28 protein-coding genes are annotated in these 25,510 nt (G+C 33.3%); 8 read left to right on the forward strand and 20 right to left on the reverse strand.

Annotated elements, in window-relative coordinates; genetic code table 11:
* Positions 1–196 precede the first annotated feature (196 nt).
* The 3 genes from LO744_RS04970 to LO744_RS04980 all read left to right on the forward strand — a co-directional run bounded on the left by LO744_RS04970 (position 197) and on the right by LO744_RS04980 (position 4,645).
* The gene (locus tag LO744_RS04970; RefSeq protein ID WP_230667483.1) at positions 197–2,581 is read left to right on the forward strand and encodes a TonB-dependent receptor; all 2,385 of its coding nucleotides are present in this window, start codon (positions 197–199) and stop codon (positions 2,579–2,581) included.
* 29 nt (positions 2,582–2,610) lie between these two features.
* Positions 2,611–3,171 (forward strand): hypothetical protein, encoded by a 561-nt coding sequence (locus LO744_RS04975; protein ID WP_230667484.1) that lies wholly within the window; start codon positions 2,611–2,613, stop codon positions 3,169–3,171.
* A 139-nt stretch (positions 3,172–3,310) separates the two neighbouring features.
* Positions 3,311–4,645, forward strand: coding sequence for a trigger factor (locus LO744_RS04980; protein ID WP_230667486.1), 1,335 nt, complete (start codon positions 3,311–3,313; stop codon positions 4,643–4,645).
* 120 nt (positions 4,646–4,765) lie between these two features.
* Here the strand turns inward: LO744_RS04980 and LO744_RS04985 are convergent, their stop codons facing one another.
* The 13 genes from LO744_RS04985 to LO744_RS05045 all read right to left on the reverse strand — a co-directional run bounded on the left by LO744_RS04985 (position 4,766) and on the right by LO744_RS05045 (position 14,186).
* Positions 4,766–5,698, reverse strand: coding sequence for a hypothetical protein (locus tag LO744_RS04985; protein ID WP_230667488.1), 933 nt, complete (start codon positions 5,696–5,698; stop codon positions 4,766–4,768).
* A gap of 11 nt (positions 5,699–5,709) precedes the next feature.
* Positions 5,710–6,276, reverse strand: coding sequence for a DUF6705 family protein (locus LO744_RS04990; protein ID WP_230667490.1), 567 nt, complete (start codon positions 6,274–6,276; stop codon positions 5,710–5,712).
* Positions 6,276–6,857 (reverse strand): DUF6705 family protein, encoded by a 582-nt coding sequence (locus tag LO744_RS04995; RefSeq protein WP_230667492.1) that lies wholly within the window; start codon positions 6,855–6,857, stop codon positions 6,276–6,278. Before LO744_RS04995 ends, LO744_RS04990 begins: the two co-directional genes overlap by 1 nt.
* Before the next feature lie 13 nt (positions 6,858–6,870).
* Positions 6,871–7,479, reverse strand: coding sequence for a hypothetical protein (locus LO744_RS05000; RefSeq protein WP_230667494.1), 609 nt, complete (start codon positions 7,477–7,479; stop codon positions 6,871–6,873).
* Between the two features lie 480 nt (positions 7,480–7,959).
* Complete coding sequence (locus tag LO744_RS05005) at positions 7,960–8,283, reverse strand: DUF6705 family protein (RefSeq protein WP_230667496.1); 324 nt, start codon at positions 8,281–8,283, stop codon at positions 7,960–7,962.
* Positions 8,284–8,289: 6 nt separating this feature from the next.
* Positions 8,290–8,754, reverse strand: coding sequence for a hypothetical protein (locus LO744_RS05010; RefSeq protein ID WP_230667498.1), 465 nt, complete (start codon positions 8,752–8,754; stop codon positions 8,290–8,292).
* 361 nt (positions 8,755–9,115) lie between these two features.
* The gene (locus LO744_RS05015; protein ID WP_230667500.1) at positions 9,116–9,667 is read right to left on the reverse strand and encodes a DUF6705 family protein; all 552 of its coding nucleotides are present in this window, start codon (positions 9,665–9,667) and stop codon (positions 9,116–9,118) included.
* Between the two features lie 6 nt (positions 9,668–9,673).
* Positions 9,674–10,483, reverse strand: a complete 810-nt coding sequence (locus LO744_RS05020) for a hypothetical protein (RefSeq protein WP_230667502.1) — start codon at positions 10,481–10,483, stop codon at positions 9,674–9,676.
* A gap of 14 nt (positions 10,484–10,497) precedes the next feature.
* Positions 10,498–11,049, reverse strand: a complete 552-nt coding sequence (locus LO744_RS05025) for a DUF6705 family protein (protein ID WP_230667504.1) — start codon at positions 11,047–11,049, stop codon at positions 10,498–10,500.
* A gap of 20 nt (positions 11,050–11,069) precedes the next feature.
* Positions 11,070–11,231 carry a hypothetical protein gene (locus LO744_RS05030; protein WP_230667505.1) on the reverse strand — a complete coding sequence of 54 codons (162 nt, stop codon included), beginning with the start codon at positions 11,229–11,231 and terminating at the stop codon, positions 11,070–11,072.
* Positions 11,232–11,469: 238 nt separating this feature from the next.
* A complete protein-coding gene (locus LO744_RS05035; protein ID WP_317207247.1) occupies positions 11,470–12,087 on the reverse strand; it encodes a DUF6705 family protein in 618 nt (205 codons plus the stop codon).
* Between the two features lie 154 nt (positions 12,088–12,241).
* Positions 12,242–12,850: a DUF6705 family protein gene (locus LO744_RS05040; RefSeq protein ID WP_230667509.1), complete on the reverse strand. Its 609-nt coding sequence runs from the start codon at positions 12,848–12,850 to the stop codon at positions 12,242–12,244.
* A 13-nt stretch (positions 12,851–12,863) separates the two neighbouring features.
* Positions 12,864–14,186: a hypothetical protein gene (locus tag LO744_RS05045; RefSeq protein ID WP_230667511.1), complete on the reverse strand. Its 1,323-nt coding sequence runs from the start codon at positions 14,184–14,186 to the stop codon at positions 12,864–12,866.
* A gap of 218 nt (positions 14,187–14,404) precedes the next feature.
* Between LO744_RS05045 and LO744_RS05050 the strand changes: the two genes are divergently transcribed.
* From LO744_RS05050 to LO744_RS05065, 4 genes are all read left to right on the forward strand, one after another.
* On the forward strand, positions 14,405–14,596 hold the full coding sequence (locus LO744_RS05050) for a hypothetical protein (protein ID WP_230667512.1): 192 nt from the start codon (positions 14,405–14,407) through the stop codon (positions 14,594–14,596).
* A gap of 42 nt (positions 14,597–14,638) precedes the next feature.
* Entirely contained in the window at positions 14,639–15,385 is a 747-nt protein-coding gene (locus LO744_RS05055) for a DUF6261 family protein (RefSeq protein WP_230667514.1), read from the forward strand.
* Between the two features lie 405 nt (positions 15,386–15,790).
* The gene (locus LO744_RS05060) at positions 15,791–16,480 is read left to right on the forward strand and encodes a hypothetical protein (RefSeq protein WP_230667516.1); all 690 of its coding nucleotides are present in this window, start codon (positions 15,791–15,793) and stop codon (positions 16,478–16,480) included.
* A 155-nt stretch (positions 16,481–16,635) separates the two neighbouring features.
* Positions 16,636–19,488: a M16 family metallopeptidase gene (locus LO744_RS05065; protein WP_230667518.1), complete on the forward strand. Its 2,853-nt coding sequence runs from the start codon at positions 16,636–16,638 to the stop codon at positions 19,486–19,488.
* Between the two features lie 180 nt (positions 19,489–19,668).
* Here the strand turns inward: LO744_RS05065 and LO744_RS05070 are convergent, their stop codons facing one another.
* A complete protein-coding gene (locus LO744_RS05070) occupies positions 19,669–20,253 on the reverse strand; it encodes a DUF3109 family protein (protein WP_230667520.1) in 585 nt (194 codons plus the stop codon).
* Between the two features lie 11 nt (positions 20,254–20,264).
* The gene (locus LO744_RS05075) at positions 20,265–21,170 is read right to left on the reverse strand and encodes a DUF6427 family protein (RefSeq protein ID WP_230667522.1); all 906 of its coding nucleotides are present in this window, start codon (positions 21,168–21,170) and stop codon (positions 20,265–20,267) included.
* A 42-nt stretch (positions 21,171–21,212) separates the two neighbouring features.
* On the opposite strand from LO744_RS05075, the gene LO744_RS05080 reads away from it, so the two are divergent.
* Positions 21,213–21,446, forward strand: coding sequence for a DUF6341 family protein (locus LO744_RS05080; protein WP_230667524.1), 234 nt, complete (start codon positions 21,213–21,215; stop codon positions 21,444–21,446).
* 61 nt (positions 21,447–21,507) lie between these two features.
* Here LO744_RS05080 and LO744_RS05085 read toward each other — a convergent pair whose 3' ends face one another.
* The 5 genes from LO744_RS05085 to LO744_RS05105 form a co-directional block, all read right to left on the reverse strand.
* The gene (locus LO744_RS05085) at positions 21,508–22,026 is read right to left on the reverse strand and encodes a YqiA/YcfP family alpha/beta fold hydrolase (protein ID WP_230667525.1); all 519 of its coding nucleotides are present in this window, start codon (positions 22,024–22,026) and stop codon (positions 21,508–21,510) included.
* A gap of 15 nt (positions 22,027–22,041) precedes the next feature.
* A complete protein-coding gene (locus tag LO744_RS05090) occupies positions 22,042–22,479 on the reverse strand; it encodes a universal stress protein (RefSeq protein ID WP_230667527.1) in 438 nt (145 codons plus the stop codon).
* Positions 22,480–22,547: 68 nt separating this feature from the next.
* Positions 22,548–23,153 carry a fumarylacetoacetate hydrolase family protein gene (locus LO744_RS05095; RefSeq protein WP_230667529.1) on the reverse strand — a complete coding sequence of 202 codons (606 nt, stop codon included), beginning with the start codon at positions 23,151–23,153 and terminating at the stop codon, positions 22,548–22,550.
* Positions 23,154–23,797: 644 nt separating this feature from the next.
* Positions 23,798–24,562, reverse strand: a complete 765-nt coding sequence (locus LO744_RS05100) for a 3'-5' exonuclease (RefSeq protein WP_230667531.1) — start codon at positions 24,560–24,562, stop codon at positions 23,798–23,800.
* A gap of 60 nt (positions 24,563–24,622) precedes the next feature.
* A complete protein-coding gene (locus tag LO744_RS05105) occupies positions 24,623–25,360 on the reverse strand; it encodes a CDP-alcohol phosphatidyltransferase family protein (protein WP_230667532.1) in 738 nt (245 codons plus the stop codon).
* Positions 25,361–25,510: the final 150 nt, after the last annotated feature.

Consider the following 25,510-nt stretch of genomic DNA (forward strand, 5'->3'; position numbering starts at 1 on the left):
GGTGCTTCTTAAAAAGCGTAGCTAAACTTAATTATTCTAAACTGCTTAAAACAAAATCTTAATGATTTAAAATTAAGCGGAACGGTTTATCGTTTTAAATATAAAAAATCCAATTTAAATTTTAACGAAAGTATGTTTTAAGTTAAACCTCCAAAGGGATAATTAACTTAAAGTATACGCAATCAATCTATTTACAATGAAATTGATATATAGTTTATTGCTTATCCTTTCCGGATTTGCATTTACAAACGCACAGAAAACTTATGCGGTAGAAGGAACTGTTCAGGATTTTCATGATAAAACCATGCTTGAAAATGCAGTGGTGAAAATTGGAAATTTTACAGCCAATACCAATAAAAAAGGTGAGTTTTCATTTAAAAATATTCCTGCAGGAAATTATCAGCTCATTGCTAAACATTCTTTGTGCGATGATTATACTGAAAATGTGGGAGTCAACAAAGATTTGCATTTAGCAATTACTTTAGAGCATCATACCGGTGATATCGAAACCGTAACCATTCATGGAAGCCACAAAACAAAAGGTTCTGTGATTATGCGAACACTTGATAAAACGGAAATCGAAAGAAATTCTACAGAAAATCTGGGGAATTTGTTATCAAGAATTTCAGGAGTTACGGCATTGAAAACGGGGAATAATATTTCAAAACCGGTCATTCGTGGTTTATATGGAAGCCGAATTTCTATTCTGAATAATGGAGTGAAAATGGCTGAGCAGGAATGGGGAGTAGAGCACGCTCCGAATGTTGATGTCAATGATTTTGAACACATTGATGTCATTAAAGGTGCATCCGCATTGAAGTATGGAAATGAAGGCGTTGGTGGAGTGGTCGTTTTAGAACCTGCAATTTTACCAAAGAAAGATACCATTATGGGAAGTCTGAAACTTTCTGGTATTTCCAATGGAAGAGGAGGTGAAATTGCCATGAACGTCGCTAAAACCTGGGAAAACCAATGGTTTGTAAAAACCGGTGGAAGTTATAGGAAAACGGGCGACCAATATGTTCCACATCATACATTACAGAATACGGGTCAGGAATTTAATTCTTTCAACTTCGCATTTGGAAAACATAGCTTTTTACAGGGTTTTGATGTTTCATACAGTGGAATCAATCAGGAATTCGGGATTTACAAAGGTGCACATTTGTCGAGCCCTGAAGATTTTTATAATGCGGTGAATTTCGGACAACCATTTTATCTTGATCAGTTTACACGCAATATCGAAAATCCGAAGCAGAAAGTAGAGCATCATATCGCAAAACTTTCAGCGTATAAACGTTTTGCTGATTTTGGTAAATTTACTTTTCAATATAGTTTTCAATTAAATAGAAGACAAGAATATGATATCAGAAGGGGAGAATTGAGTGATGTACCTTCAATGGATTTACGATTAATTACTCATTCTGCAAGCCTGGTTCATTTAATTGAGCGTACAAACTGGAGTTTGGAAAGTGGAATTTCTGCTGCTTTTCAGGATAATTTTCCTGATCCTGCAACCAAAGCTAGACGTTTAATTCCTGATTATTATCGATATGATGGCGGTGCTTTTTCTGTTTTTAAATACCGTTTTAGTTCAAAATTAAATGCTGAAGCTGCAGTAAGATATGATTTCAGCAGATATGATGCTTATAAATATTATGATTCTGATAAATGGAATACTAACTATGCTGACCTTTTTCCACAATTTTTTGTGAGTGAATCGGGAAGCAGAATTTTAACACGTCCAATTTTAGATTATCATAATTTTTCAGCAAATGTAGGATTAGATTATAAACCAACTCAAAATTTTGAGTTTAAGCTCAATGTATCCAGAGCAGATAGAAGCCCGAATGCAGCAGAACTGTTTTCAGATGGTTTACATCATTCGGCAGCTGTGATGGAAGAAGGGAATCTAAACATTCAAAAAGAAACAGTTTACAATATTAATCTTTCATTGGCGGGACAGTTTGATGTGTTGAAAGGTCTTCACATCGAGGCAAATCCTTATCTGATGATGTCTGATAATTTTGTAAATCAGATTCCGACAAGTGTTTTAAATACCAACAGAGGGGTTTTCCCGGTTTGGTCTTATCAACAGATTAAAGCGAGAATTTATGGGATTGATGCAGATGCAGAGTTATCAATTTTAGATAATCTAAAATGGAAATCAGGATTCAGTATCTTGAGAGGTGACGATCTTTCGAATAATGAGCCACTGATTTTAATGATGCCTGCAAAATTGAGAAATTCAATAGAGCTTAATCTTAATCAGCCTAAAAATTTCTATATAACGATTGAAAACGAAAATACATTTAAACAAAATCGTTTTCCGATAAGAAATTTGCCGGTTACATTTATTAAAGACGGAGTGGAAAGAAACGAAACCGTTGATTTTAGTTCTACACCAGCCGCGTTTACCTTATTTAATGTTTCTGTGGGAGCAGACTTATTTAAAAATCTGAATCTAAATTTCAGAATCAATAACGTATTTAACGTAGAGTATCGCGAATATCTGAACAGACTCAGATATTATATGTACGAGCCCGGAAGGAACTTCGTCGTGACTCTTAAATACAATTTCTAATTATTTACAACTTAAAATTTAAAATTAAAATGAAAAAATTTATCAATATTACACTCGTTCTTTTAGCTGCATTTTTAGTATTTTCTTGTCGATCAGATGATGACAGTGTTCCTGAAGATGTACATGAGCACGATGAGATTGGAAAAGTGGTTTTAACATTGACAAATAAAGCAGACGCAGCAGATGTACAGACGGTAAGTGTTATTGCTGGTGAAGCAGTGGGGCACTTGCACCTAACTGTAGGAAGTACTTATTTAGCAGAATTAGACTTTCAGATTAAGCACGATGATCATTATCATTCTTCAGATGAAATTGAGGAAGAAAAAGATCATCATTTCATTACTTATGGTCCAGCAAATGCAGATATTACTATTTTGAGAGCGGCAAATGACATTGTAAGAACGGACGGTCAAAAATTAGGCTTAAGAACAGAATGGAAAATCAATTCTACCCAACCAACAGGAAAAATGAATATCAAATTGATTCATGGTCCTGCAACGGTTAACCAGAATTACCCTTCTGCAACCAATCAGTTGGGGCAAACGACTGGCGGTGAAACAGATGTTGATATTACGGTTGACGCACACTAAAAGTTAGTTCAGACAAATTTTAATATTACAAAAAGACATTATTTCGGTAATGTCTTTTTATTTTAACGTATTATAACAAAAGGAATGTCTTGTTTTAATAAAAAATTCATATTTTTGCAACCTAAAATTTTAATCAATAATGAAGGTTACCGCAAAAAACCATGATGATGTAAGTGCATTGCTTACAGTAACATTGGAGAAATCTGACTACAAAGAAAAAGTAGAAAAGCAATTGATTAATTATGCTAAAAATGCACAAGTTCCTGGTTTCAGAAAAGGAAAAGTGCCTTTGAGTATGGTTAGAAAGCAATATGAAGCAGGAATTGCATTCGAAGAAATCAACAAACAAGTTTCTGATGCTTTAAATAACTATATCAACGAAAACAAACTAAGATTAGTTGGTCAGCCGGTTCCACAGCCTGTGAATGATTTTAATCATAATGCAGAGAAGTTGGAAGTAGCTTTTGAAGTAGGATATGAGCCTGATTTTACAATCGACTTGGCTAAATATGAAGCACCACACTACAAAGTTTCGGCTTCAGAAAAAGAAATCAACAAGAGCATAGAAAATATGCAGAAGCGTTTTGCTGAGCAGGTTCCGCAAGACAAAATCACTAAAGATTCTTACATCAACTTCGAGGTTACTCAGGTTGTAGAAGATGATGCTGAAGGTGAGCACAATCATGCACCAAAAATGGCTACCATTACTGCTGAAAACAAAGCAGCTTTCAAATTGCTTAAAGGTTTGAAGATGGACGAGTCTGTAAAAGTGTCTAAAGAAACTCTTGCTGCTGACGAAGATTTGGCTAAAGAATTAGGTTTCGCTCCAGAAGAAGTTGAGCATTTACACCACGCTGAAGTAGAAGTTAAAGTAAAAGATTTCTATAGCTTAAACTTGGCAGAACTTAATCAAGAATTATTTGATAAAGTTTACGGTGAAGGAAACATCACAACTGAAGAAGAGCTTAAAGATAAAGTAAAAGCTGAGTTGGATGAGTATTTCCAGCAGAATGCAGACGTACACTTCGTAAACAAAGTGTTGGAGCAGGTTTCTGAAAAAGAAGAAGTAAAACTTCCTGAGTCATTCTTGACGAAGTGGTTGGTATTCTCTAACCAGAACATCCAGAATGAAGAGCAAGCTCAATCTATTCTTGAAGCTGAAAAAAATCAATTAAAATACCAAATCATCGAAGGTAAATTGATGTCTGAAAACAACATCCAATTAGAGTACGGTGATGTTTTGGCTCAGGCTGAGCAGTTGGTAAAAAATCAACTGGCAATCTACGGAATTCACCATTTAGGTGACGAAGAAATTCAAAAATATGCTGCTGAAATGTTGAAAGACCAAGAGCAGGTAAGACAAATTTCTTCTGAAGTAGCAATGGCTAAGTTGAAAGACGTTATCCTTGAAAAAGCAACTAAAAAAGCAACTGAAATCTCTCACGACGAGTTTTTAGAAGAATTGAAGAAGTAATTCTGATATAAATAATTAAATAACTCCCCTCTAATTAATTAGAGGGGAGTTGTTATATAAATAGGTTTGTGAGAATGTATAAACTAGAGAAGATTAGAAAAGTTTTTATTTACATTCCCATTAAAGTTTCGCTAAATCTTCAGCATATCTTCCCATGATAGGATATGCTTTTCCGTCTTTTATAGTGTAATATTTTTCAGGAAATCTGTTTTTTATAAATTGAGCCATGTGTTCATCAGATAAATTTTCAGGTAAATCGAAACTTACCGACTTATCAAAAATTATTTTGTCATATAAATTTTTTTCAGATTTATCATAACTGCTTCTGTACGTCTCGACAGGAGTTGCCCATCTTCCATCTTTTGTTTTATAAACAGGATAAAATTTATACCTTTTATGAATCAATTCACCACAGCTTTCTTCTACAAAAAGCAACACATTTGCATTATAATTTTCAAACAAGAACCGATGTGAAAAATCATGGTCATACGCAGTAAATGTTATTGTAGAATCTGGAAAATGGTCGCCAAATTCCTGCTCAATTTTGTAAGTGGCATCATATTTAGAATCCATCGGCATATAGCAATAATCTGATGTATCTACATATGATATATCTATTTTTTCGCCAACAAATACATATGATTTTGATGGGATTTTCTGTTCGCATTCCTTGGGGGTGATGCAAGGTTTAGATTCAAGTTCTATAACGAGTTTCTTTTTATTCATCAAGTCTGAGACTGCGTATTTTTTAGGATAGTACAATCTTGGATTATTTTTAAAAAACAATGTATCACCCAATTTTGCATTGATTGAAAAATATCCAGTATTATCAGTGCATTTGAAAACATCTTTATTCGCTGTTACCTTATTTCTTATGATAACATCTTTTACTCCTAATTTATCAAGCTTATTAATAGTATCATTTAAGATAATACAGCTAATTGCCCATCCGTTTTTATCCGGAAGCTTTATAAATCCTTCTATTTTAACTTTTTGTGCATTCAATAGAAAGGGTACAAAACAAATTATAAAATAAATTAAAGTTTTTTTCATGATTGTGTTTTTTATTGCTTGGTAAATATCAAATCTTTTGTTATCGGAAGATAAACTTTTTTATCTACACTTGGTGGGCAGGTTGCATCATCTATTACTAAATTATTCGGACGATAATCCCAAGAGAATTGCGTTGTATTGAGTTTTTTTAGGATTATTTTTCCCCAACCAATACCACAATTGGTACCATCATAACCTAATGAGACAATTCCTAATGATGGTATTGTTCCTATACTTACAATATTAAAATACGTTTGATCATTCAAAATCATATTTTGAGTATTCTGTAAAATATTTCCTGCTGAATTTTTCACAATATATTTAACCACTAATGCATCTCTATAAAAATCTTTATTCATTCGCCTTGTAGGCTTATTTTCTTCTTTATTGATAATTAAAATAATTTCATTTCCTTGATAATTTGTCTTATACGTACCTACATAAGAATTTAATTCATTATTCGTATCTTTTATATATCCATTTGCTGGAATATCTTTCATTAAAGTATTTAAAGGAAGTTGTTGTGCCTTGCAAGAAAGTACAACAAACAATCCATAAAATATTATTATACTTTTCATTATTGCTTGGTAAATATCAAATCCTTTGTTACAGGAAGATAAACCGTTTTATCTGTACTTGGGGGACAGGTGGCAGAATCTATCATCAGACTATTTGGGCGGTATTCCCAAGTGATTTGAGTTGTATTGAGTTTTTTTAGTATTATTTTTCCCCAACCAATACCACAATTCGTACCCTCATAGTAAAATATTACAGTTCCTGATATTGGTCTAGTTCCCATACTTACAATATTAAAAAAAGTTTGGTTATTCAAAATCATATTTTGGGTGTCCTGAAGAATCACACCAGACGGATTTTTTACAATGTACTTTATTATTAAAGCATCAGTGTAATAATTTTTATTCGTACTTTTTTCTAACTTGTCTTCTACCTTCGTTATATATAAGTAAATGTCGTTTCCTTGAAAATTAGTTTTATAATTTCCTACATAGGTTAAAAGTTCATTATTTAAATCTTTTAAATGTGCATTTGCAGGAATATCATCAAGAGGTGTGTTCAAAGGAAGAATTTGTGCTTTACAAGAAATTACACATGTAATTATAAATAGTATAACAGATGTTTTAAAAAAAAATGTTTTCATAATATATTTAATTTTAAGGGCATGGTGTTGCTGTTGGCTGATTATTATTGTCTAGTGTTATATTTTGTATTATTCCTTCATTATCAACTCTTTGTAGATTAACTTTTCCATCCATATTCATACCTTTAAGAGTGTCAAAAAAAAGTTTTTCTAATCCTTTTTGATTAAGTGATTTTCCATCATTATCTGTATAAGCACTATTATTTGATAAACTATTTTCTCTTTTTTGGTAATCTTTGCTCAAAGCGACTTTATCCCAAGTCGTTTGAAATAAATACTTCTCAAGTTCCTGTGATGTTCCATTAAATCGAATAATATAATTATGATATTTATAGCCATCGGGGCAGGTGCTGCATTCTTCAGAGCCAAACATTCCGAAAAAAGCATCGCCAAAATCTCCGTTGGGCTGTGCTAATGCGTAATTTAGCAATTTTAAAGAAAGCATTTTTATTCCGGTAGGGGTATGATTATGATATCCTCCTTGCCATCCTGCTTCACTTCCCAGATCTACTTGGTGTTCTCCTCCATTAATAATACTAGAAGTAGTGCCGTCAGCTTTTATATTAAACCCTTTTTCACCACCAATTTTAGATTGTGCTTTAAGAGTTTCTACTTTCTCCATCACAGCAGGATCTTCCAGTAAAGCTTTTGTTTTCGCACAAGGGTTTTGCGGTGGCTCAGGATATTCAAAGCCTGTATCTCCGCCGCCGCTGCCATCACCGTTGGGGTCGCCAATAGGGTTTAGTCCTTTAGGTGGGGTGCCTGTGGTTTTCCATTCGCAGATTTATTGGCTAGAAAACACTTTTTTTACGGATTATAACAATAAATAAAAACCTGCAATTGCAGGCTTTTATTTATTGTTTTGTTAATACAATTTCTTTCGGCAAAGCCTCAGGGAAAGGCACAGTATTATAATAAGGACACTCGTCAGTAATCATATTACTACCTAAATATAAATTCCAGTTTAGTTTAGTTTAGTTTAGTTTAGTTTAGTTTTCGTGGAATCTGTAAAACTAATTCTTATATTTCCGGAGGTAAAACACAAATCTGGATCAACATAGCTAAGAGAATATTTATCATCTACTTTTCTGAATTTCCCCCCTCATATCTTTGCTTTATCATCTGATATATTTGTGTTATCGAAAAGTATATTACCATTACTATCTAATACTTTAAATTTTCCAATTAAATTATCTTTATAGTATTTCAATACATTATCATAGATATAGGAATTCTTTTTAAAAGTAATAAAGATAGTTCTATTATTCCACGTTCCTTTCCATACACCCTCATAGCCTTGAAGTTCATTATTAGTATCTTTTAAGTAGGTGTTTTCAGGTATCTCTGTAAATGTTCTTAAAGGATATGTTTGTGCTGTACAGGCAATTGCTGAGCTGAGTAATATAATTAAAAGTATATTTTTCATAAGTTTTCAAATTAAAATATTATTATGGACATGGTATAGAGTGTACAGGATTGTCTTTTCCGTTGTATTCAAGTTTATACTTGGGTTTCCGGTAGTTTTATCGATTTTATAAACCTCCAAACCGCTTATATTGATCGTTTCTTTTAAAAACTGTGTAAAAATTTTTTCTATATTTTCTTGTGTTAACTTATTGTTTTCAATGAGTTCTAAATACTTTCTATCATATGACTCTTTCCAAGTACTATACTGACCAGCCAAAGTGTATCCTCCGTTACCCGAGTATTTCAGCATATAATTTCCCTGAGATGTTATTACCATAGCATAAGCATCGCTCATATTTCCTTTTTCTTTGGCATTTCTTACGCATTTGAGAAGAAAGGTATGTACATCGGCAGGTGAAAATATTTTTATTGCTCCTTCTTTATCAAGGTGGACGTGGATATACGCAAAATATTTATTTCCTTCCGGCATTTTTAGTTTATCATCAGTGATAATTTTAAGACGTTCATAATTGGTTTGGGGTCCATATGCCGCTGCAAAGCCTGTTTCTGTATTCTTTTGAAAAATAGAATCATGATCCAGCTCAGAAACCTTATCCTTATACCCTTGGTCTGTTTTCTGTGCTTTTATTTTCTCGCAAGGGTTTTGCGGTGGCTCAGGATATTCAAAGCCTGTATCTCCGCCGCCGCTGCCATCACCGTTGGGGTCGCCAATAGGGTTTAGTCCTTTAGGTGGGGTGCCAGAAGTTTTCCATTCGCAGATTTGTTGGCTAGAAAATACTTTTTTTACGGATTATAACAATAAATAAAAACCTGCAATTGCAGGCTTTTATTTATTGTTTTGTTAATACAATTTCTTTCGGCAAAGCCTCAGGGAAAGGCACAGTATTATAATAAGGACACTCGTCAGTAATCATATTACTACCTAAATATAAATTCCAGTTTAGTTTAGTTTTCGTGGAATCTGTAAAACTAATTCTTATATTTCCGGAGGTAAAACACAAATCTGGATCAACATAGCTAAGAGAATATTTATCATCTACTTTTCTGAATTTCCCCCCCCATATCTTTGCTTTATCATCTGATATATTTGTGTTATCGAAAAGTATATTACCATTACTATCTAATACTTTAAATTTTCCAATTAAATTATCTTTATAGTATTTCAATACATTATCATAGATATAGTAATTCTTTTTAAAAGTAATAAAGATAGTTCTATTATTCCACGTTCCTTTCCATACACCCTCATAGCCTTGAAGTTCATTATTAGTATCTTTTAAGTAGGTGTTTTCAGGTATCTCTGTAAATGTTCTTAAAGGATATGTTTGTGCTGTACAGGCAATTGCTGAGCTGAGTAATATAATTAAAAGTATATTTTTCATAAGTTTTCAAATTAAAATATTATTATGGACATGGTATAGAGTGTACAGGATTGTCTTTTCCGTTGTATTCAAGTTTATACTTGGGTTTCCGGTAGTTTTATCGATTTTATAAACCTCCAAACCGCTTATATTGATCGTTTCTTTTAAAAACTGTGTAAAAATTTTTTCTATATTTTCTTGTGTTAACTTATTGTTTTCAATGAGTTCTAAATACTTTCTATCATATGACTCTTTCCAAGTACTATACTGACCAGCCAAAGTGTATCCTCCGTTACCCGAGTATTTCAGCATATAATTTCCCTGAGATGTTATTACCATAGCATAAGCATCGCTCATATTTCCTTTTTCTTTGGCATTTCTTACGCATTTGAGAAGAAAGGTATGTACATCGGCAGGTGAAAATATTTTTATTGCTCCTTCTTTATCAAGGTGGACGTGGATATACGCAAAATATTTATTTCCTTCCGGCATTTTTAGTTTATCATCAGTGATAATTTTAAGACGTTCATAATTGGTTTGGGGTCCATATGCCGCTGCAAAGCCTGTTTCTGTATTCTTTTGAAAAATAGAATCATGATCCAGCTCAGAAACCTTATCCTTATACCCTTGGTCTGTTTTCTGTGCTTTTATTTTCTCGCAAGGGTTTTGCGGTGGCTCAGGATATTCAAAGCCTGTATCTCCGCCGCCGCTGCCATCACCGTTGGGGTCTCCAATAGGGTTTAGTCCTTTAGGTGGGGTGCCAGAAGTTTTCCATTCGCAGATTTGTTGGCTAGAAAATACTTTTTTATGGATTATAATGATAGATAAAACCTGCAATTGCAGGTTTTTATTTATTGTTTTGTTAATAGAATTTCTTTCGGCAAAGCCTCAGGGAAAGGTACAGTATTATAATAAGGACACTCGTCAGTAATCATATTACTATCTAAATATAAATTCCAGTTTAGTTTAGTTTTTGTGGAATCTGTAAAGTTAATTCTTATATTACCGGAGGTAAAGCACAGATCATTATCAATGTATATTAATGAATATTTATCATCAGTTTTTCGAAACCCACTTCCATAGATTTTTGCTTTATCATCAGTTAAATTTGTATTATCAAATAGAAGATTTCCATTACTATCTAATACTTTAAATTTTCCGATTAAATAATCTCTATAATATTTAAAATGCTGATCATATTTATTAGTAATTTTTTTGAAATTAATAAAAATTGTTTTATTACCCCAAACCCCTTTCCATATTCCTTCATAGGCAGGAAGTTCATTGCTTATGTCTTTTTCATAAGCATTTTCAGGAATATCTGTAAAGGTTCTTAAAGAATAAATTTGTGCTGTACAAGAAATAGTTGTATTAAGTAATATAATTAAAAATATGTTTTTCATAATGATAATAATTTATTAAATTAAGGGCAGGGTGTCAATTTTATTGGATTATTTTTCCCATCATATTCAAACTTAATTGCTTGTCCTGAAGTTTTGTCAACTTTATATAATTCTAAACCGTTTATATTAACTGTTTCTTTTAAAAATTGTGTAAATAATTTTTCTACATTAGATTGAGCCATTTGGTCATTTTTTAATAATTTATCATACTCTTACATGAAATTGCAATGACTGAAAGTAGTATTAAAAATATATATTTCATAAGTTTAATTTTTTTAATTACAGTTAGTTGAACTTACCACAGCATTGGGAGTGTTGGATGCTATTTCGAGTTTACTAAATCCGGTTAAATTACTTCTTTTACATATTAAACAATAAATAAAAACATCTGCCTCAAATTGGTGCAGATGTTTTTATTTATTATTTAATCATTATAAACTCGCCTAAAGGTAATGAAAAGTCTTCAGGTGGACTTTCTGTGTCTACATTATAAGAAACGGTATTTACGTTGTTAATTTTTACCTGCATCACTTGTTGTCCGTTTATTACTGTTCTGCGCATCAATATATTTGCGTATCTGTCAGTTACTCTATCTCTAATTCTTAAAACTGCCCTTTTTTCATTTGGGTTACACTGTGGGCATTTCCATAGTCTATTATTAATATTAGATATAATTGAATTTCCTGCAATTCCGTGTTTTAAAAATTGATCAGAATAGCTGATATTTAAATTTGAAAGTGTATTTATTTTCTCTACACCATTTTTTATATATTGATATTCTCCAATAATCAAGTCTTCGAAATGTAATCCTACGTTTTGTTTTATTTTCTTTTCTAACACTATTTTAAAGCTAGTGTTTCCGCTGGTATATAAATACGTTCCTTGAAATAGTTCTAAGAGGCTATTCAAATCTTTTTTATAATAATCAGAGTAAGTATTATTCCAAGTGGAATATGTTGTATCATCTATGTCAATTATGGTTTGTGACTTTACAGTAGTTGATAATAGTAGAATCAGTATTAGATATATATATATCATAAGTTTAATTTTTTTAATTACAGTTAGTTGAGCTTACCACAGCATTTGGAGTGTTGGATGCTATTTCGAGTTTACTAAATCCGGTTAAATTACTTCTTTTACATATTAAATTTTAATAAAAACATCTGCCTCAAATTGGGGCAGATGTTTTTATTTATTGTTTAATCATTATAAACTCGCCTAAAGGTAATGAAAAGTCTGCTGGTGGACTTTCTGTGTCTACATTATAAGAAACGGTATTTACGTTGTTAATTTTTACCTGTATCACTTGTTGTCCGTTTATTACTGTCCTTCGCATCAATATATTTGCATATCTATTTGTTAATTTATCTGTAATCGTTAGGTCTGCTCTTTTTTCATTTGGCTTGCATTGTGGACATTTCCAAAGTCGAGAATTATTCCAGAGAATACCATTTCCTGCTATGTTATGTTTTAAATACTGATCAGAATACATAATGTTTAAATTAGATAAAGTATTGACTTTTTCTATACCATTTTCCATATATTGATATTCACCAATAATTAAATCTTCATAATGAGAGTCAACAGGTTGCTTAATCATTTTTTGCAATACTATTTTAAAGGTGGAAGTTCCATTCGTATAAATATAAGTACCTTCAAATGGGTTTAATAAATTATTAAAATCTTTTTGGTAATAGCCATTAGGCTTTCCAAAACCAGGTTCTTCAATATCAATTGTTACGCTTTGAGACTTTAACTCCGCCGAAAATATTAAAATAAATAAAAAGAATATATTTTTCATAAGTTTAATTTTTTTAATTACAGTTAGTTGAACTTACTACAGCATTGGGAGTGTTGGATGCTATTTCGAGTTTACTAAATCCGGTTAAATTACTGTTTGCTTTATATAAGCCAATATTTGTTCCGAAATTTAATTGAAGAAAAGCGCTTTCATAATTTGGAGAACTTTTTTTAGCTTCAGCTTTATATTGTTCACCCAATTTTTCATCCATTCTTTTTATTATCTCCTGATGAGTACATCCAATATTATCAGGATTATTAAAAATGTCTTCCATATAAGTTCCAATATCTTCAAACATGATCATATAGGTTTGTTTTACTCCATTATCATCTTCGCATACCAATATAAAACTAGATTGTCCGTTATTGTATGTCGCAGCATTCATTTCTAATCCATATAATACATAGATATCTGCCCAGGTAAACATTGGATAAGTGTCTTTGGGATGGGTATGTATGGCAGCATAATAAGCACCGCCTGTCATTATTTTAATATTATTAGTCGCAGTGGATGGTGCAATTACTAGAGTAATATTTCCAACTGCATCTTTTTTCAGCCATACTCCTGCTTCTCCAGAACTACTGTTATTGATATAATCGTACATACCACCAGTAATAAGAGGTTTGATATTAGCTTTGGTGGGATCTATCAATGCATTAGCTTTCTCGCAAGGGTTTTGCGGTGGCTCAGGATATTCAAAGCCTGTATCTCCGCCGCCGCTGCCATCACCGTTGGGGTCGCCAATAGGGTTTAGTCCTTTAGGTGGGGTGCCTGTGTTTTTCCATTCGCAGATTTGTTGGCTAGAAGTCATTGGCTCACAGCCGGGATGATGGTCGTCACAGCCTACAGTAAAGATGCGCGTAAAACAAATGTAAGACATAGCCTTGGCAGAAAAATCGCCCACCTCACTGCTATACTCCTCTGTCTTGATAATAGGTGAATAGATAGCATGCTGAAAAAAAGCTAAAAGCTCAGGGTCTTTTTTTTCGTAAAAGTATACCTTGTTGCCTTCTCTTACGGTTTCCATTAAAATAATTACTCTGTTTTTTTTCACGATCGGTACCAATGCATATTTTTCTCCATACTGGCCAAAAGACATCGCATAATCCCAATAAAGCTCACCATACGTCTCATTGAAGCGTGGGAGATTGGCATGTTTCAGGAAGACCTGCTGTGTTTTTTTAATGTACATCTGGTCTTCATTCCAAGGAGATTTAGAGACGTATTCTGTGTTTGAAGGGGCAGAAGCAGTGTACACTTCATCGTGAATACAGGAGTTGAAAGATAGCAAAGCTATCATCATCAGACAAAGTCTGAAAAATAAACTTTTCTTCATAAATATTGTGTGGTTTAATGGGTTAAATATATACTTTTTTATTAACTCTACAAATAGGTGACAAAAATCAAAAAAAGAAACAGAAGAAAATTACTGGTTTCCGTAGTGTTTTTATAAAAGAAAATTTATGTACTTTTGGTAAAGATAGTTTACACCCCGACAAGGTGTAATGCACTGGAAATAAAAACATATTGGAATAGCCAGATAAAGGGCAGCAATTGCTTTCTGCCTTCCCCGAAAACCTCCTGCACGCAGCAGCGGGTTTTCAATATCCTCCGAAAGTCTCCTGCAGTGTGCAGCGTACTTCCGGAGAACTCCGAAACCTTCCTGCAGCCTGCGGGAGACTTTCGGAAGATCCCGAAATTAATTTTCAGCCCCTCCTGGAACTTTCGGGTAAAGTAATAGAATAAAACCGCATGAGGCGGCTTTTATAATAATAAACACAATAAACAATGATGAATTCCATCGATTTACCAAAACTTCGGAATGCAGAATACCTGCAGTACATGAAAGATTTTTCAAGTATCATTAATCTCAACAACGCTGGGCAGTTTGATATTGAGACAAAATTGAATGCCTTTACGACCAAAATAGGAGAGCTTGAGGCGCTTTACAAAAAGGCCCTTGCCAGTGAAAAAACTCAGGCGGTTCTTGCACTCGACGAGAGAAGAGATGCGGCAATGAACGGGATTAATTATTTTCTGCTTTCTCAGACTTATCATTTTCAAACCGAAAACCGAAAAAATGCCCAATTGCTTCTGGATAGTATCAATATGTATGGAAGCAGTATTGCAAGGCTCAATTATCAGGCAGAAACTGCTACCCTCAATAATCTTATCCGCGACTGGGAAAACAAACCCGAGCTTACAAATGCCCTCATGGCATTTAACCTTTTATCATGGGTCAATGAAATGAAAGCTGCCAATGATGAGTTTAATACACAATATCTTTCGCGCACTCAGGAATACGGTGATGCCAATCCGGAAACCATTAAAATCAAAAGAGAAGAAGTGAATCTTGCTTATTATGCACTGAGAAACAGAATCGATGCACTGCATCTTTTGGTAGAGACACCGCCGTCACCATATGTTACAGTAATCAATCAGCTCAATGCATTGACAGACCAGTATAACGTATTGCTGTTTAACAGAAAACCAGACTTGCCAGATTCTATAAATCCTGAAGAGCAGACTAAATAATGATCGGTCTTTAATAAGCCTTGTCAAGGTTCAAAACCTTGACAAGGCTCTTTTTTTGATGTTTTTCTACGGCAAAAGAATCAAAAGAAATGATTGAAAAAATAGAAATTCAAAAGTTTACAATAGGTAAGAAGCGTACTTTAAGACTTGTTTTGTTAGCTTTTGAAAAGCTTATATCAGAGTGAAATCTTTTGTTTATTTTGCGGTTAAAAACATACCATATCCTAAAGAAAGTTAAAATTTAAACTCATGAAACCTCCGTACTTACTGAGGTTTTTTTGATGCCTCACTCTTCATATCGTACAATATGATTATCTTTATCGCTTTAAATTTAATAATGAAATCGAATGCCCTTTAAACGGAGTAAATAGGGTTTCACAAGCTTTAAACAATAAATATTTTAATATGAAAAAGATCATCATTCCGTTTTTCTGTGCGGTATTATTTACTACTTCTGCTCAAGCGCAGACGGCAACGGCAGAGGTAACAGCAGCAACTGCTTCTGTAAAATCTAAACTTTCACCACAACAGGTTATTGACAGCTATCTCAACGCATTGGGCGGGAAAAGTAAACTAGAGGCTGTAAAAACCACTATTACAGATAACACAATGTCTATTCAGGGGATGGAAATTGCAATGTCTACTAAAAAAATGGGCAATAAATTCAAATCGGTACAGTCGGTAATGGGGCAAGAGGTTACTCAGATGTTTGATGGCGAAAAAGGATACATCAACCAAATGGGGACTAAAAGTGACTTGCCGGCAACGGCAATTCCTGAATTGAAAAAAGGAAAAACAATCGATGCTCTAGGGTATGATGCTGCTAATTTCAACGCAGTAACTGTAGAAAAACTTGACGGTAAAGATTATAATGTATTGGCTTCAGATAAAGGTAAATTTTATTTTGATGTGGCTACCGGTCTTTTGTATAAATCGAACTCAGCAGTGGGTGATGCTTTGATAAAATCTTATATGACGGTAGACGGAATCAAGTTTCCTAGCGATATCGAAGCTGAAGGTAACGGACAAAAAGTAGTTATTAAAACAACAAAAGTAACCGTAAACTCTGGTGTTACTGATGCAGATTTTAAATAATCATTATTAAATAGATATTTAAAACCGGTTTTTATCGGTTTTTTTTGTTTTTAAACTTTAACGCAAGTTTAACTAAATCAGTAGTGATTAAATTTCTTCGGGTTGTGATAAATATTTAAATTTATCTCCGCAAAAAGATTTAAAAATCAAATAATATGAAAAGAAATTTGTGGTCAGTAGCGGCAGTTGTTTTAATGTCGTCTATGGCTTTTGCACAGAATATCCCAATGGATCCTTCTGTGAAAACAGGTACTCTTCCAAATGGAATGAAATACTACATCAAAAAAAACACGCTTCCTGAGAAAAAAGTAGACTTCAGACTGGCTATTAACGCCGGATCTATCTTAGAAGACGAAAACCAAAGAGGTCTTGCTCACTTTATGGAGCATATGAACTTCAACGGAACCAAAAACTTCCCAGACAATAAATTAGTTGACTTTCTACAGTCTATCGGAGTAAAATTTGGACAGCACCTTAATGCCTACACAAGTTTTGACGAAACTGTATATATGCTTCCTGTACCATTAGACAAACCTGGTAATCTAGATTCTGGTTTGAAGGTAATGGAAGATTGGGCATTCAACGCAACTTTGACTGATGCACAGATTAACAAAGAAAGAGGAGTCGTTTTAGAAGAACTAAGATTAGGGTTAGGAGCAGACAAAAGAATGTCTGACAAATACCTTCCGAAGCTTCTTTACAAATCTCAATATGCCGACAGATTGCCCATTGGTAAAAAAGAAGTGTTAGAAAACTTTAAACCTGAAGTTATAAGACAGTTTCATAAAGACTGGTACAGACCAGATTTGATGGCAATTGTAGTAGTAGGAGATATTAATGTAGATGAGGTAGAAAAGAAGATTAAAGATAATTTTGGCAAGTATAAAAATCCATCGAAGCCAAGAGAAAGAAAAACGTTTGATTTACCAAACCACAAAGAAACTTTGGTGGCAATAGAAACTGATCCAGATGCGACCAATTCTATGGTACAGTTCATCATGAAAGATGCAGATTCTTATACACCGGATGTTACCGTTGAGCAATATAACCAAAGTTTAATTGAGAATATTGCTACACAAATGCTCAACAACAGATTGAGAGAGTTGGTGAATTCTAATAATCCGCCATTCACTTTCGGTTCTGTTTATCATGGGGGTACTTATGCGAGAACGAAGGAGGCTTTCCAAGGTTTTGCAATGGTAAAAGAAGGAAACCAAGTGAATGCATTGAAGGTTCTTTTAGAAGAAACAGAAAGAGCAAAGAGATTTGGTTTTACCCAAGGAGAGCTAGAAAGAGCAAAAGCTCAGTTGATGTCTAATATGGAAAGATCTTACAACAACCGCGACAAAACAGAAAGCGATATGTTGGTAGATGAGTACGTAAGAAACTTCCTGGAGCAGGAGCCAATGCCTGGGATTGCTTGGGAATATGAAGATATGAAGACATTTTTACCTTCAGTAACTTTAGCGCAGACCAATGAGGTAATCAAGAAAATGGTAAAAGACGACAGCAGGGTAATCGTAATTACAGGTCCTAAAAAAGACAATGTAACAATGCCTACAGAAGCTTTAGTGTTAAAAACGTTTGATGATGTAAAAATGGCTGACCTTAAGCCTTACGAAGATAAAGCGACCATCAAAAATTTAGTAAAACCTTTCAAATCTGAAGGTAAAATTGCTAAAACCGAAACCGATGCCAAACTAGGAACCACAACTTGGACTTTAAACAACGGTGCTAAAGTAACCTTCAAAAAAACAGACTTTAAAGATGACGAGATTATTTTCTCAGCAAGAAGTTTAGGTGGAAACTCTTTATTAAACGATGCCGATTACAACAAAACTCAGTTTGCATATCAAGCTTTAACTGAAGCGGGAGTAAACGGAGCTTCTAAAGCTGATCTTACGAATTATTTAGCAGGAAAACAGGTGAGCGTTAGCCCGTACATCAGCAGTACTTTGGAAGGTGTTTTTGGAAGAACCAACCAGAAAGATTTAAGCTCAGCAATGGAGCTGATGTATGCTTATTTTACTGGTTTGAACTACAGCCCGGAAGCATTCAATGCTTACAAAATAAAGCAGTCTGCGATGTTGGATAATCTTTTGTCTAATCCACAGACGTATTTTTCAAGTGAGCATGCTAAGTTTACGAATCAGAAAAACCCAAGATTCATCGGTATTCTTCCGTTAGAAAAAGATTGGGCAGCGACAAATTACAAAAAAGCGTATGATGTTTACAAAGAGAAATTTGCGAATGCAGGAAACTTCCATTTCTATTTTGTCGGAAATATCGATGAGGCTAAATTTAAAAATGAAGTTTTACAGTATATAGCAAGTTTGCCAACTACCGGAAAAGCAACGAATTTCAAAGATACTGGCTACAGATCAATGACCGGAGATTATACCAAAGTGTATAAAAAAGGTAAAGATCCTAAGAGTATGGTACAAATCGTTTATTCGGGGGAGACTCCTTACAACGAGAAAGAAGCGTTGGCACTTTCTGCTTTAGGTGAAGTGGCTACCATCAAAGTTATTGAGAAGCTAAGAGAAGATGAAAGCGGAATTTACGGTGGTGGAGCAAGAGGGTATATGGGGAAAGTACCTTACAGTAGCTATAGTTTCAGTTTAAGTTTCCCTTGTGGACCAGAGAATGCAGATAAACTAACGAAAAGTGCTATCGCAGAACTTCAGAAAATTATCGATAAAGGTCCTGAACAAAAAGATCTCGATAAGTACAAAGAAGGGGAGATGAATGACTACAAAACAGACATCAAAGACAATAATTACTGGGTAAATGCCTTGTCTAAAAACCAATTGGACGGAAGCGATAAGTATGAAATTCTTAATTATCAGGAAAAAGTAAAAGCATTAACTGTAAAAGATCTACAGGATGTTGCTAAGAAATATCTGACAAAAAACAGAATTATCGCTACTTTAATGCCTGAAGACGGGTGGGAAAACGCTCCTAAAAAAGATGGTGCTGCTACAGTAAAAGCTACTGCAACAAAATAATCTTAGTCGATTACATATAAAGAAAACCACCGCAGAAATTTTTCTGCGGTGGTTTGTTTTTTATTTTGAAATTCTTTGCTATTAATCAATAGGATTGCATCCTATTCTAGAATAAATCGTCCCTTCAGGACTTCAATTAATTAAAATAAATATAGAAAATTATTTTATAACAATTAACAATTAATTCCCATATTCCTTTTTCCACTCTTCAGCAACATCGCTCAGTGTGGTATAAAAATCTTCACCATATTTTCTGGTAAGCGGAGTTTTAAGGAACTTATACACCGGAACCTGAAGTTCTTTTCCTAAAGTACAGGCGTCGCTGCAGACATTCCATTCATGGTAATTTAAAGCAGAAAAAGTAGAGTATTCTGTAACTCTAATCGGGTAGAGGTGGCAAGAAATTGGTTTTTGCCAGTCGACTGCACCATCTTCATAAGCTTTTTCGATGCCGCATTTTGTAATGCCTCTTTCATCAAAAGTTACATAGGCACATTCTGCATCTTCAATCATCGGAGTTACGTACATTCCGTCCATAGGATCAGTTGTCCAGGTTCCTTGTTCGTCTAATGCTTTAATTCCTGCTTCTGTAAGGTAAGGTCTTATTTTATCATAAATATTATCTAAAATGACAAGCTCGTCTTTATCTAAGGGAGCTCCCACATCACCTTCTACACAACATGCACCTTTACATTTGGTAAGGTTACAAACAAATTCTTCAGAAAAAATATCTTCAGAAATTAATTTATCGTCTATTTGAATCATAATCTTTTTTTTTAAAATAAATTAAAGTGAGTTCCTGCTTTAAAAGCAATTAAACTTACAATGGTTAACCAAACACAGGTTTCCTGCATCCAGTATTTAGGTAAAAACTTAAACATTCTGCTTAAGATAATCGTTGATGGGAAAGCCAAAAGCAACAGATATTCATAGCTTGTATCCATATAAAGGATGATGCTTATAAGCTGAGCTAATGAAAAAACCAACAAGAAAGTATATTTATATCGACTTACAGGGCTTTTCTTATTATAATGGGTAAAATGGTCATAGATTGCATAGATAAGCATTAAAGCAATGGGAGTTAATGAAAGTAAATCTGTGTAATCGGTCATCATTTTCATCTTTCCAAACGGAATGTAATCGGTATTCCAAGCATTAAACTGAAAGAAAAACATCACCGAGAAATAACTCAGTCCAATTATGATAATACCCAATAAGAATCTGAAAATATTTAAACCTATTCTTTCGGAAGTAACAATTAAATGAATCAATACAAAAATCATCATCGGCCAGGTCGTGGGTAAAAATATAAAGTTTAATGCTACAATAGAACCTACCAAAACATAAGATTTCTTTCTGAGGTCTTCATCACTGCTTGTTAAGAGAAGTAAAAGGAAAGAATTGGTAAGAATGGCAACGGCAATTCCAAGGTCGATACTACCATCATAAAGCCCAAAGATAAAAAATGTGTAGAGGAATAATGGCAAATGCGTGTGATAATTAAGATCTATCGCATTAAAACAAAAATATCCCAATGCAATTCCTACAAAAGTAATTCCCGCAATTACCCCTTCATAAGTATTGAAATTCAGTATATTAAATAGTATTACTATTAAAAGCAGAAAACCAATGTAGACAGGAATTGAAAAAATATTGCTTTCTTTTGAAAGTAATCTAAACATTTTTTATAAATTTGTGCAAAGTTAATTTAAAAAAGGAAAATAATGACGTCTTTCTTTCTATTCTTAAGTGATGCATTCAAATGGGCATTTGGTTTCTACGATATTTTCGGAAACGTACTAAATTGGATTTTATTCGCAGTTTGTTGTGTATTATTTACATATTGGTGCTACGTTTTGGTAGCAACTCTTGGGAATAACAAAGACAAAGACTACTTCTCTCCAACAGAGGGGAAAAATCCTTATTACGATCCAAAGATCTATAAAAAAGAAGGTTAATTAATTGGTTATATAGAAAAAGACCGGTCAAATTTTTTGATCGGTCTTTTTTACGTTAAAGTTAACTTTGAGATAATTTCATCTTTTCAATTTCCTTAAATAATACTTCGAAATTTTGTAATTGATGACCTCCTTCAATATAAATAAAGTCTGCCTGATTTTTATATTTATAGACAACGGGTTTAGAATCTACAACGGTATCATTTTTTGATATAATTATTGATACTTTAGATTGAACAGTTTTATAATCTTGATAACTTTCAAACTTTTTTAATTGATTATCGGTTAAATTATATTTTTTTAGAGAAACTGAAGGCTCAAGACTAGGATTTATGAGGATTGCATTCCAGCTATTTTTTATAGCAAAAATTTCAGCCCAAAAACCACCTAAACTTTGACCGATAATTAAAACTTTCTCATTTTTAAGAATTTCAAGTTGTTCACAAATTTGAAAATACGCATTATCTGCATTTCTATTATCATATAAAATACACTCAGTTTCAAAGTGTTTTCTGAATATATTTTGATAAGTTTCTGAATTTTTATTTCCTCCAAATCCTGGTATATAAACTATTTTCATTAAATCATAAATCGTTTAATCATGAATAGGTAGCACCAATACCGGAATTTTAGAACTCTTCGTTAAGCCTTTGGTTAAACTTCCTACAAAAACATCGTAGATACCGCTTCTTCCATGAGAGCCCATTACGATATAATCTGCTTTTTTAAGGTCGGCATATTCTAAAATAATATCTTTTGCGATACCTTGTTTCAGGATATGCTCACATTCTACACCCTGAGCAAGAACTTTTTGGTTAATCTTGTTTAAAAGAACCAGCTCTTCTCTGATTTCATTTTCTTCTATTTCCGGAAAATACTGATATCCCATATCTCCGATTGCAAAACCAATATCGGTAGGTGCAACATGAATAAGGCAGATTTTTCCGTTTACTTGTTTGGCAAATTTTACTGCGCCATCAATTAGCTGGTCTGTTTTCTCCCCAAAATCTACAGGTAAAATAATGTTTATCATAAGTTTGAATTTGTAATTTAAGTCTTCTTAAAGATATGAAAAAAACAGACCAATCTCAAATGATAATGTTACATAATTCTTATATCTAAGATTTTTTCGTCTTCAAGATAAGCTTCTAAGACATCATTTTCAGATACCTTTCCTACACCTTCCGGAGTTCCTGTAAAAATTAAATCACCCACTCTTAATGTAAAATACTGTGAAACGAAAGCAATAATATCATCAATCCCAAAAATCATATCTTTTGAGTTGCCTTGCTGTACTTTTTCTTTGTTTTTTAGAAGCGAAAAGTTCAAAGATTCAAGGTTGTAGTTTTCTTTTTTGAAGAAACTGCTCACAACTGCAGAACCATCAAAACCTTTCGCCAGTTCCCATGGAAGACCTTTAGATTTTAGGTCGCTCTGAAGGTCTCTTGCGGTGAAATCGATTCCTAAGCCAATCTCTTCATAATGTTTGTTGGCAGATTCTTTTTGGATGTATTTTCCACCTTTTGAGATTTTTACCACCACTTCCAGTTCGTAATGCACATCATTCGAAAATTCAGGGATGTAAAAATCATTTCCTTTTAAAACCGCAGTGTCGGGTTTCATAAAAATTACAGGTTTATCGGGAATCGCATTTCCCAATTCCTTTGCGTGCTCGCTATAATTTCTTCCTATGCAGATTATTTTCATAATTTATTTGTTTATGCGAGTCCAAGAAATAATCTCAGAATCACTCATTTTTATTTTTTTTAGAAGCTTTTTCCCGCTTTTCACTCTATCTTTTTTGTAACGGTCTCCGCTTCGCTGCGCCCGTTACAAAAAAGGATGCCGTTGCAATCGGGGCTAAGGTTAAGGTCATTAATTTAAAAATTTGAAATCACTACAAGTTTGCCATTTCGTAGGAATCTCTATAACTAAAAAATATCAAATTTCTCTCTCAGACCACCCCGTCAAAAAAATCTTTGAAATTTTCGCCACCCTTTCAAAGGAGGGGAATGCTGAGTGTCATTAAAGTATTTCATAGTAGCGAGTAAAAGAACTTTTGCGGGTTGATAGAAGTATAGCCGTTTTCAAATTTATCCTCAATCATTTAAACTTCCATCATCCAGCTTCAAACCTCCATCTTCCTAATGCGTAAATTTATTCTCACAATAATAACACACATATTGATTGCTTGAAAGAAGAGAGATTCCAAAGAAACTTGTCGAGCTATCGTCTTTGTAGATATGATTTGAACCACATTTCGGGTATACAAAATAAAATTCCAACAGTTTACAAAAAGTAAATGTATTTATGGTTTTGTAATCTGTTGGAATGCTTTTGCGGCTATAAAACTAAAATTTACTTGAAAGCTGAATTTTAGTAAAAACTTTCTTCGTGTACAAAGGAAAATCAGCGTTTTGCAACCATCCGAAATATCCCATATCTTTTTGGAAAACTTCTTTTACAACCTGACCTTTATATTTTCCGAAAGCAAAAATCTCCTGGTCTTTTGCATTGTAATGAATCATTCCTGCTAAATCTGCAAATCTGTTCTGAGTAGAAAACTCACTGAGTTCTGCAACTTCATTAGGAAGGTCATCATATTTTCCAACCTGTGCATCCAAAACTTCAAATGTTGCCAAAACATCAGCTTCTGCAGAATGGGCATTTTCTAAAGTTTTACCACAATAAAATTGATAAGCAGCACCCAAATTTCTAGGTTCTTTTTTGTGGAAAATCGTTTGTGCGTCTACTAATTTAAATTTACTTAAATCAAAATCAAATTCAGCACGAAGTAATTCTTCTGCCAACAAAGGTACATCGAAACGGTTTGAATTAAAACCTCCCAAATCAGCTCCAGAAATCATCTCAACAATTTTTGGGGCAATTTCTTTGAAAGTTGGAGAATCTTTGATGTCTTCATCATAAATTCCATGAATCTCACTTGAAGAAACAGGAATCGGCATTTCAGGATTTACTCTCCATGTTTTGCTCTCTCTTGAAGCGTCCGGATTAACTTTTAAAATACAGATTTCAACAATTCTGTCTTTTCCAACATTTGTTCCGGTAGTTTCAAGGTCAAATACGCAAAGGGGTTTATGTAATTTTAAGTTCATTTTTTATAATTTGAAAATTTGAGAATGTGTTAATTTGAAAATTGTAAAACTTCCAATTTTTTACTTTAATTGTTTTTGAAAAATAAGGGATATTAAAATGTAATATAGTATTACCAAAGGAATTCCTACTGATTTAAATATGATTAAAATAAGAATTGAGCCAATTAATAAAGCTAATTTAGGATAATTGTCTTCGAGCTTCATTGATTTGAATTTCATCGCAATCATTTTAATTGGTGAAATCAAAAGCCAAGAAGAAACGGCTGTAAGAACCAATAAATAAATTTCGTTTTCGAAAAGAAAACTGAAACTTCCTAATTCTTTGTGAGCGAAAAATAACCCAAAAATCAAAATAGTATTACTTGGAGTATTTAAACCTTTAAAATAATATTTCTGTTCTTCATCCAAATTAAAAATAGCCAATCTTAAACATGAAAAAAGAGTGATGAAAAATCCTAGATAAGGTATCCATCCATTATCATTAAGCAAGGTGTTGTAACTTACAAAATGTAATAAATCAGTATTATTTATTTCAAGTAACGAAACAAACATCACCAATCCCGGAATGAATCCGAAACTTACCATATCTGCTAAAGAATCAAGCTGAGTTCCTAAATTAGAGTTGACTTTTAAGGCTCTTGCTACAAAACCATCGAAAAAATCTAAAACCAATGATAGAATAATGCAGATTGCAGTTGTTTGGTAATCACCTAAAATCAAATGTACAGCCCCAATACAACCCGAAAAAAGGTTGCCCAGCGTAATGGCGTTTGCCAGATTGTTCTTAATGAAATTCATAGCAGCAAAATTACATTTTTTAAAAATTTTAACCTTAATTAATATGAACTAAAAATTACAATCCTGCGAAATCGCTCTAACTGACAGTAAAATATGAGGCCATAAAATTGGTGATTGCATATGACCAATAAAAAAATAAATATCTACATA

This window comes from Chryseobacterium turcicum (assembly GCF_021010565.1).
GTDB lineage: Bacteria > Bacteroidota > Bacteroidia > Flavobacteriales > Weeksellaceae > Chryseobacterium > Chryseobacterium turcicum.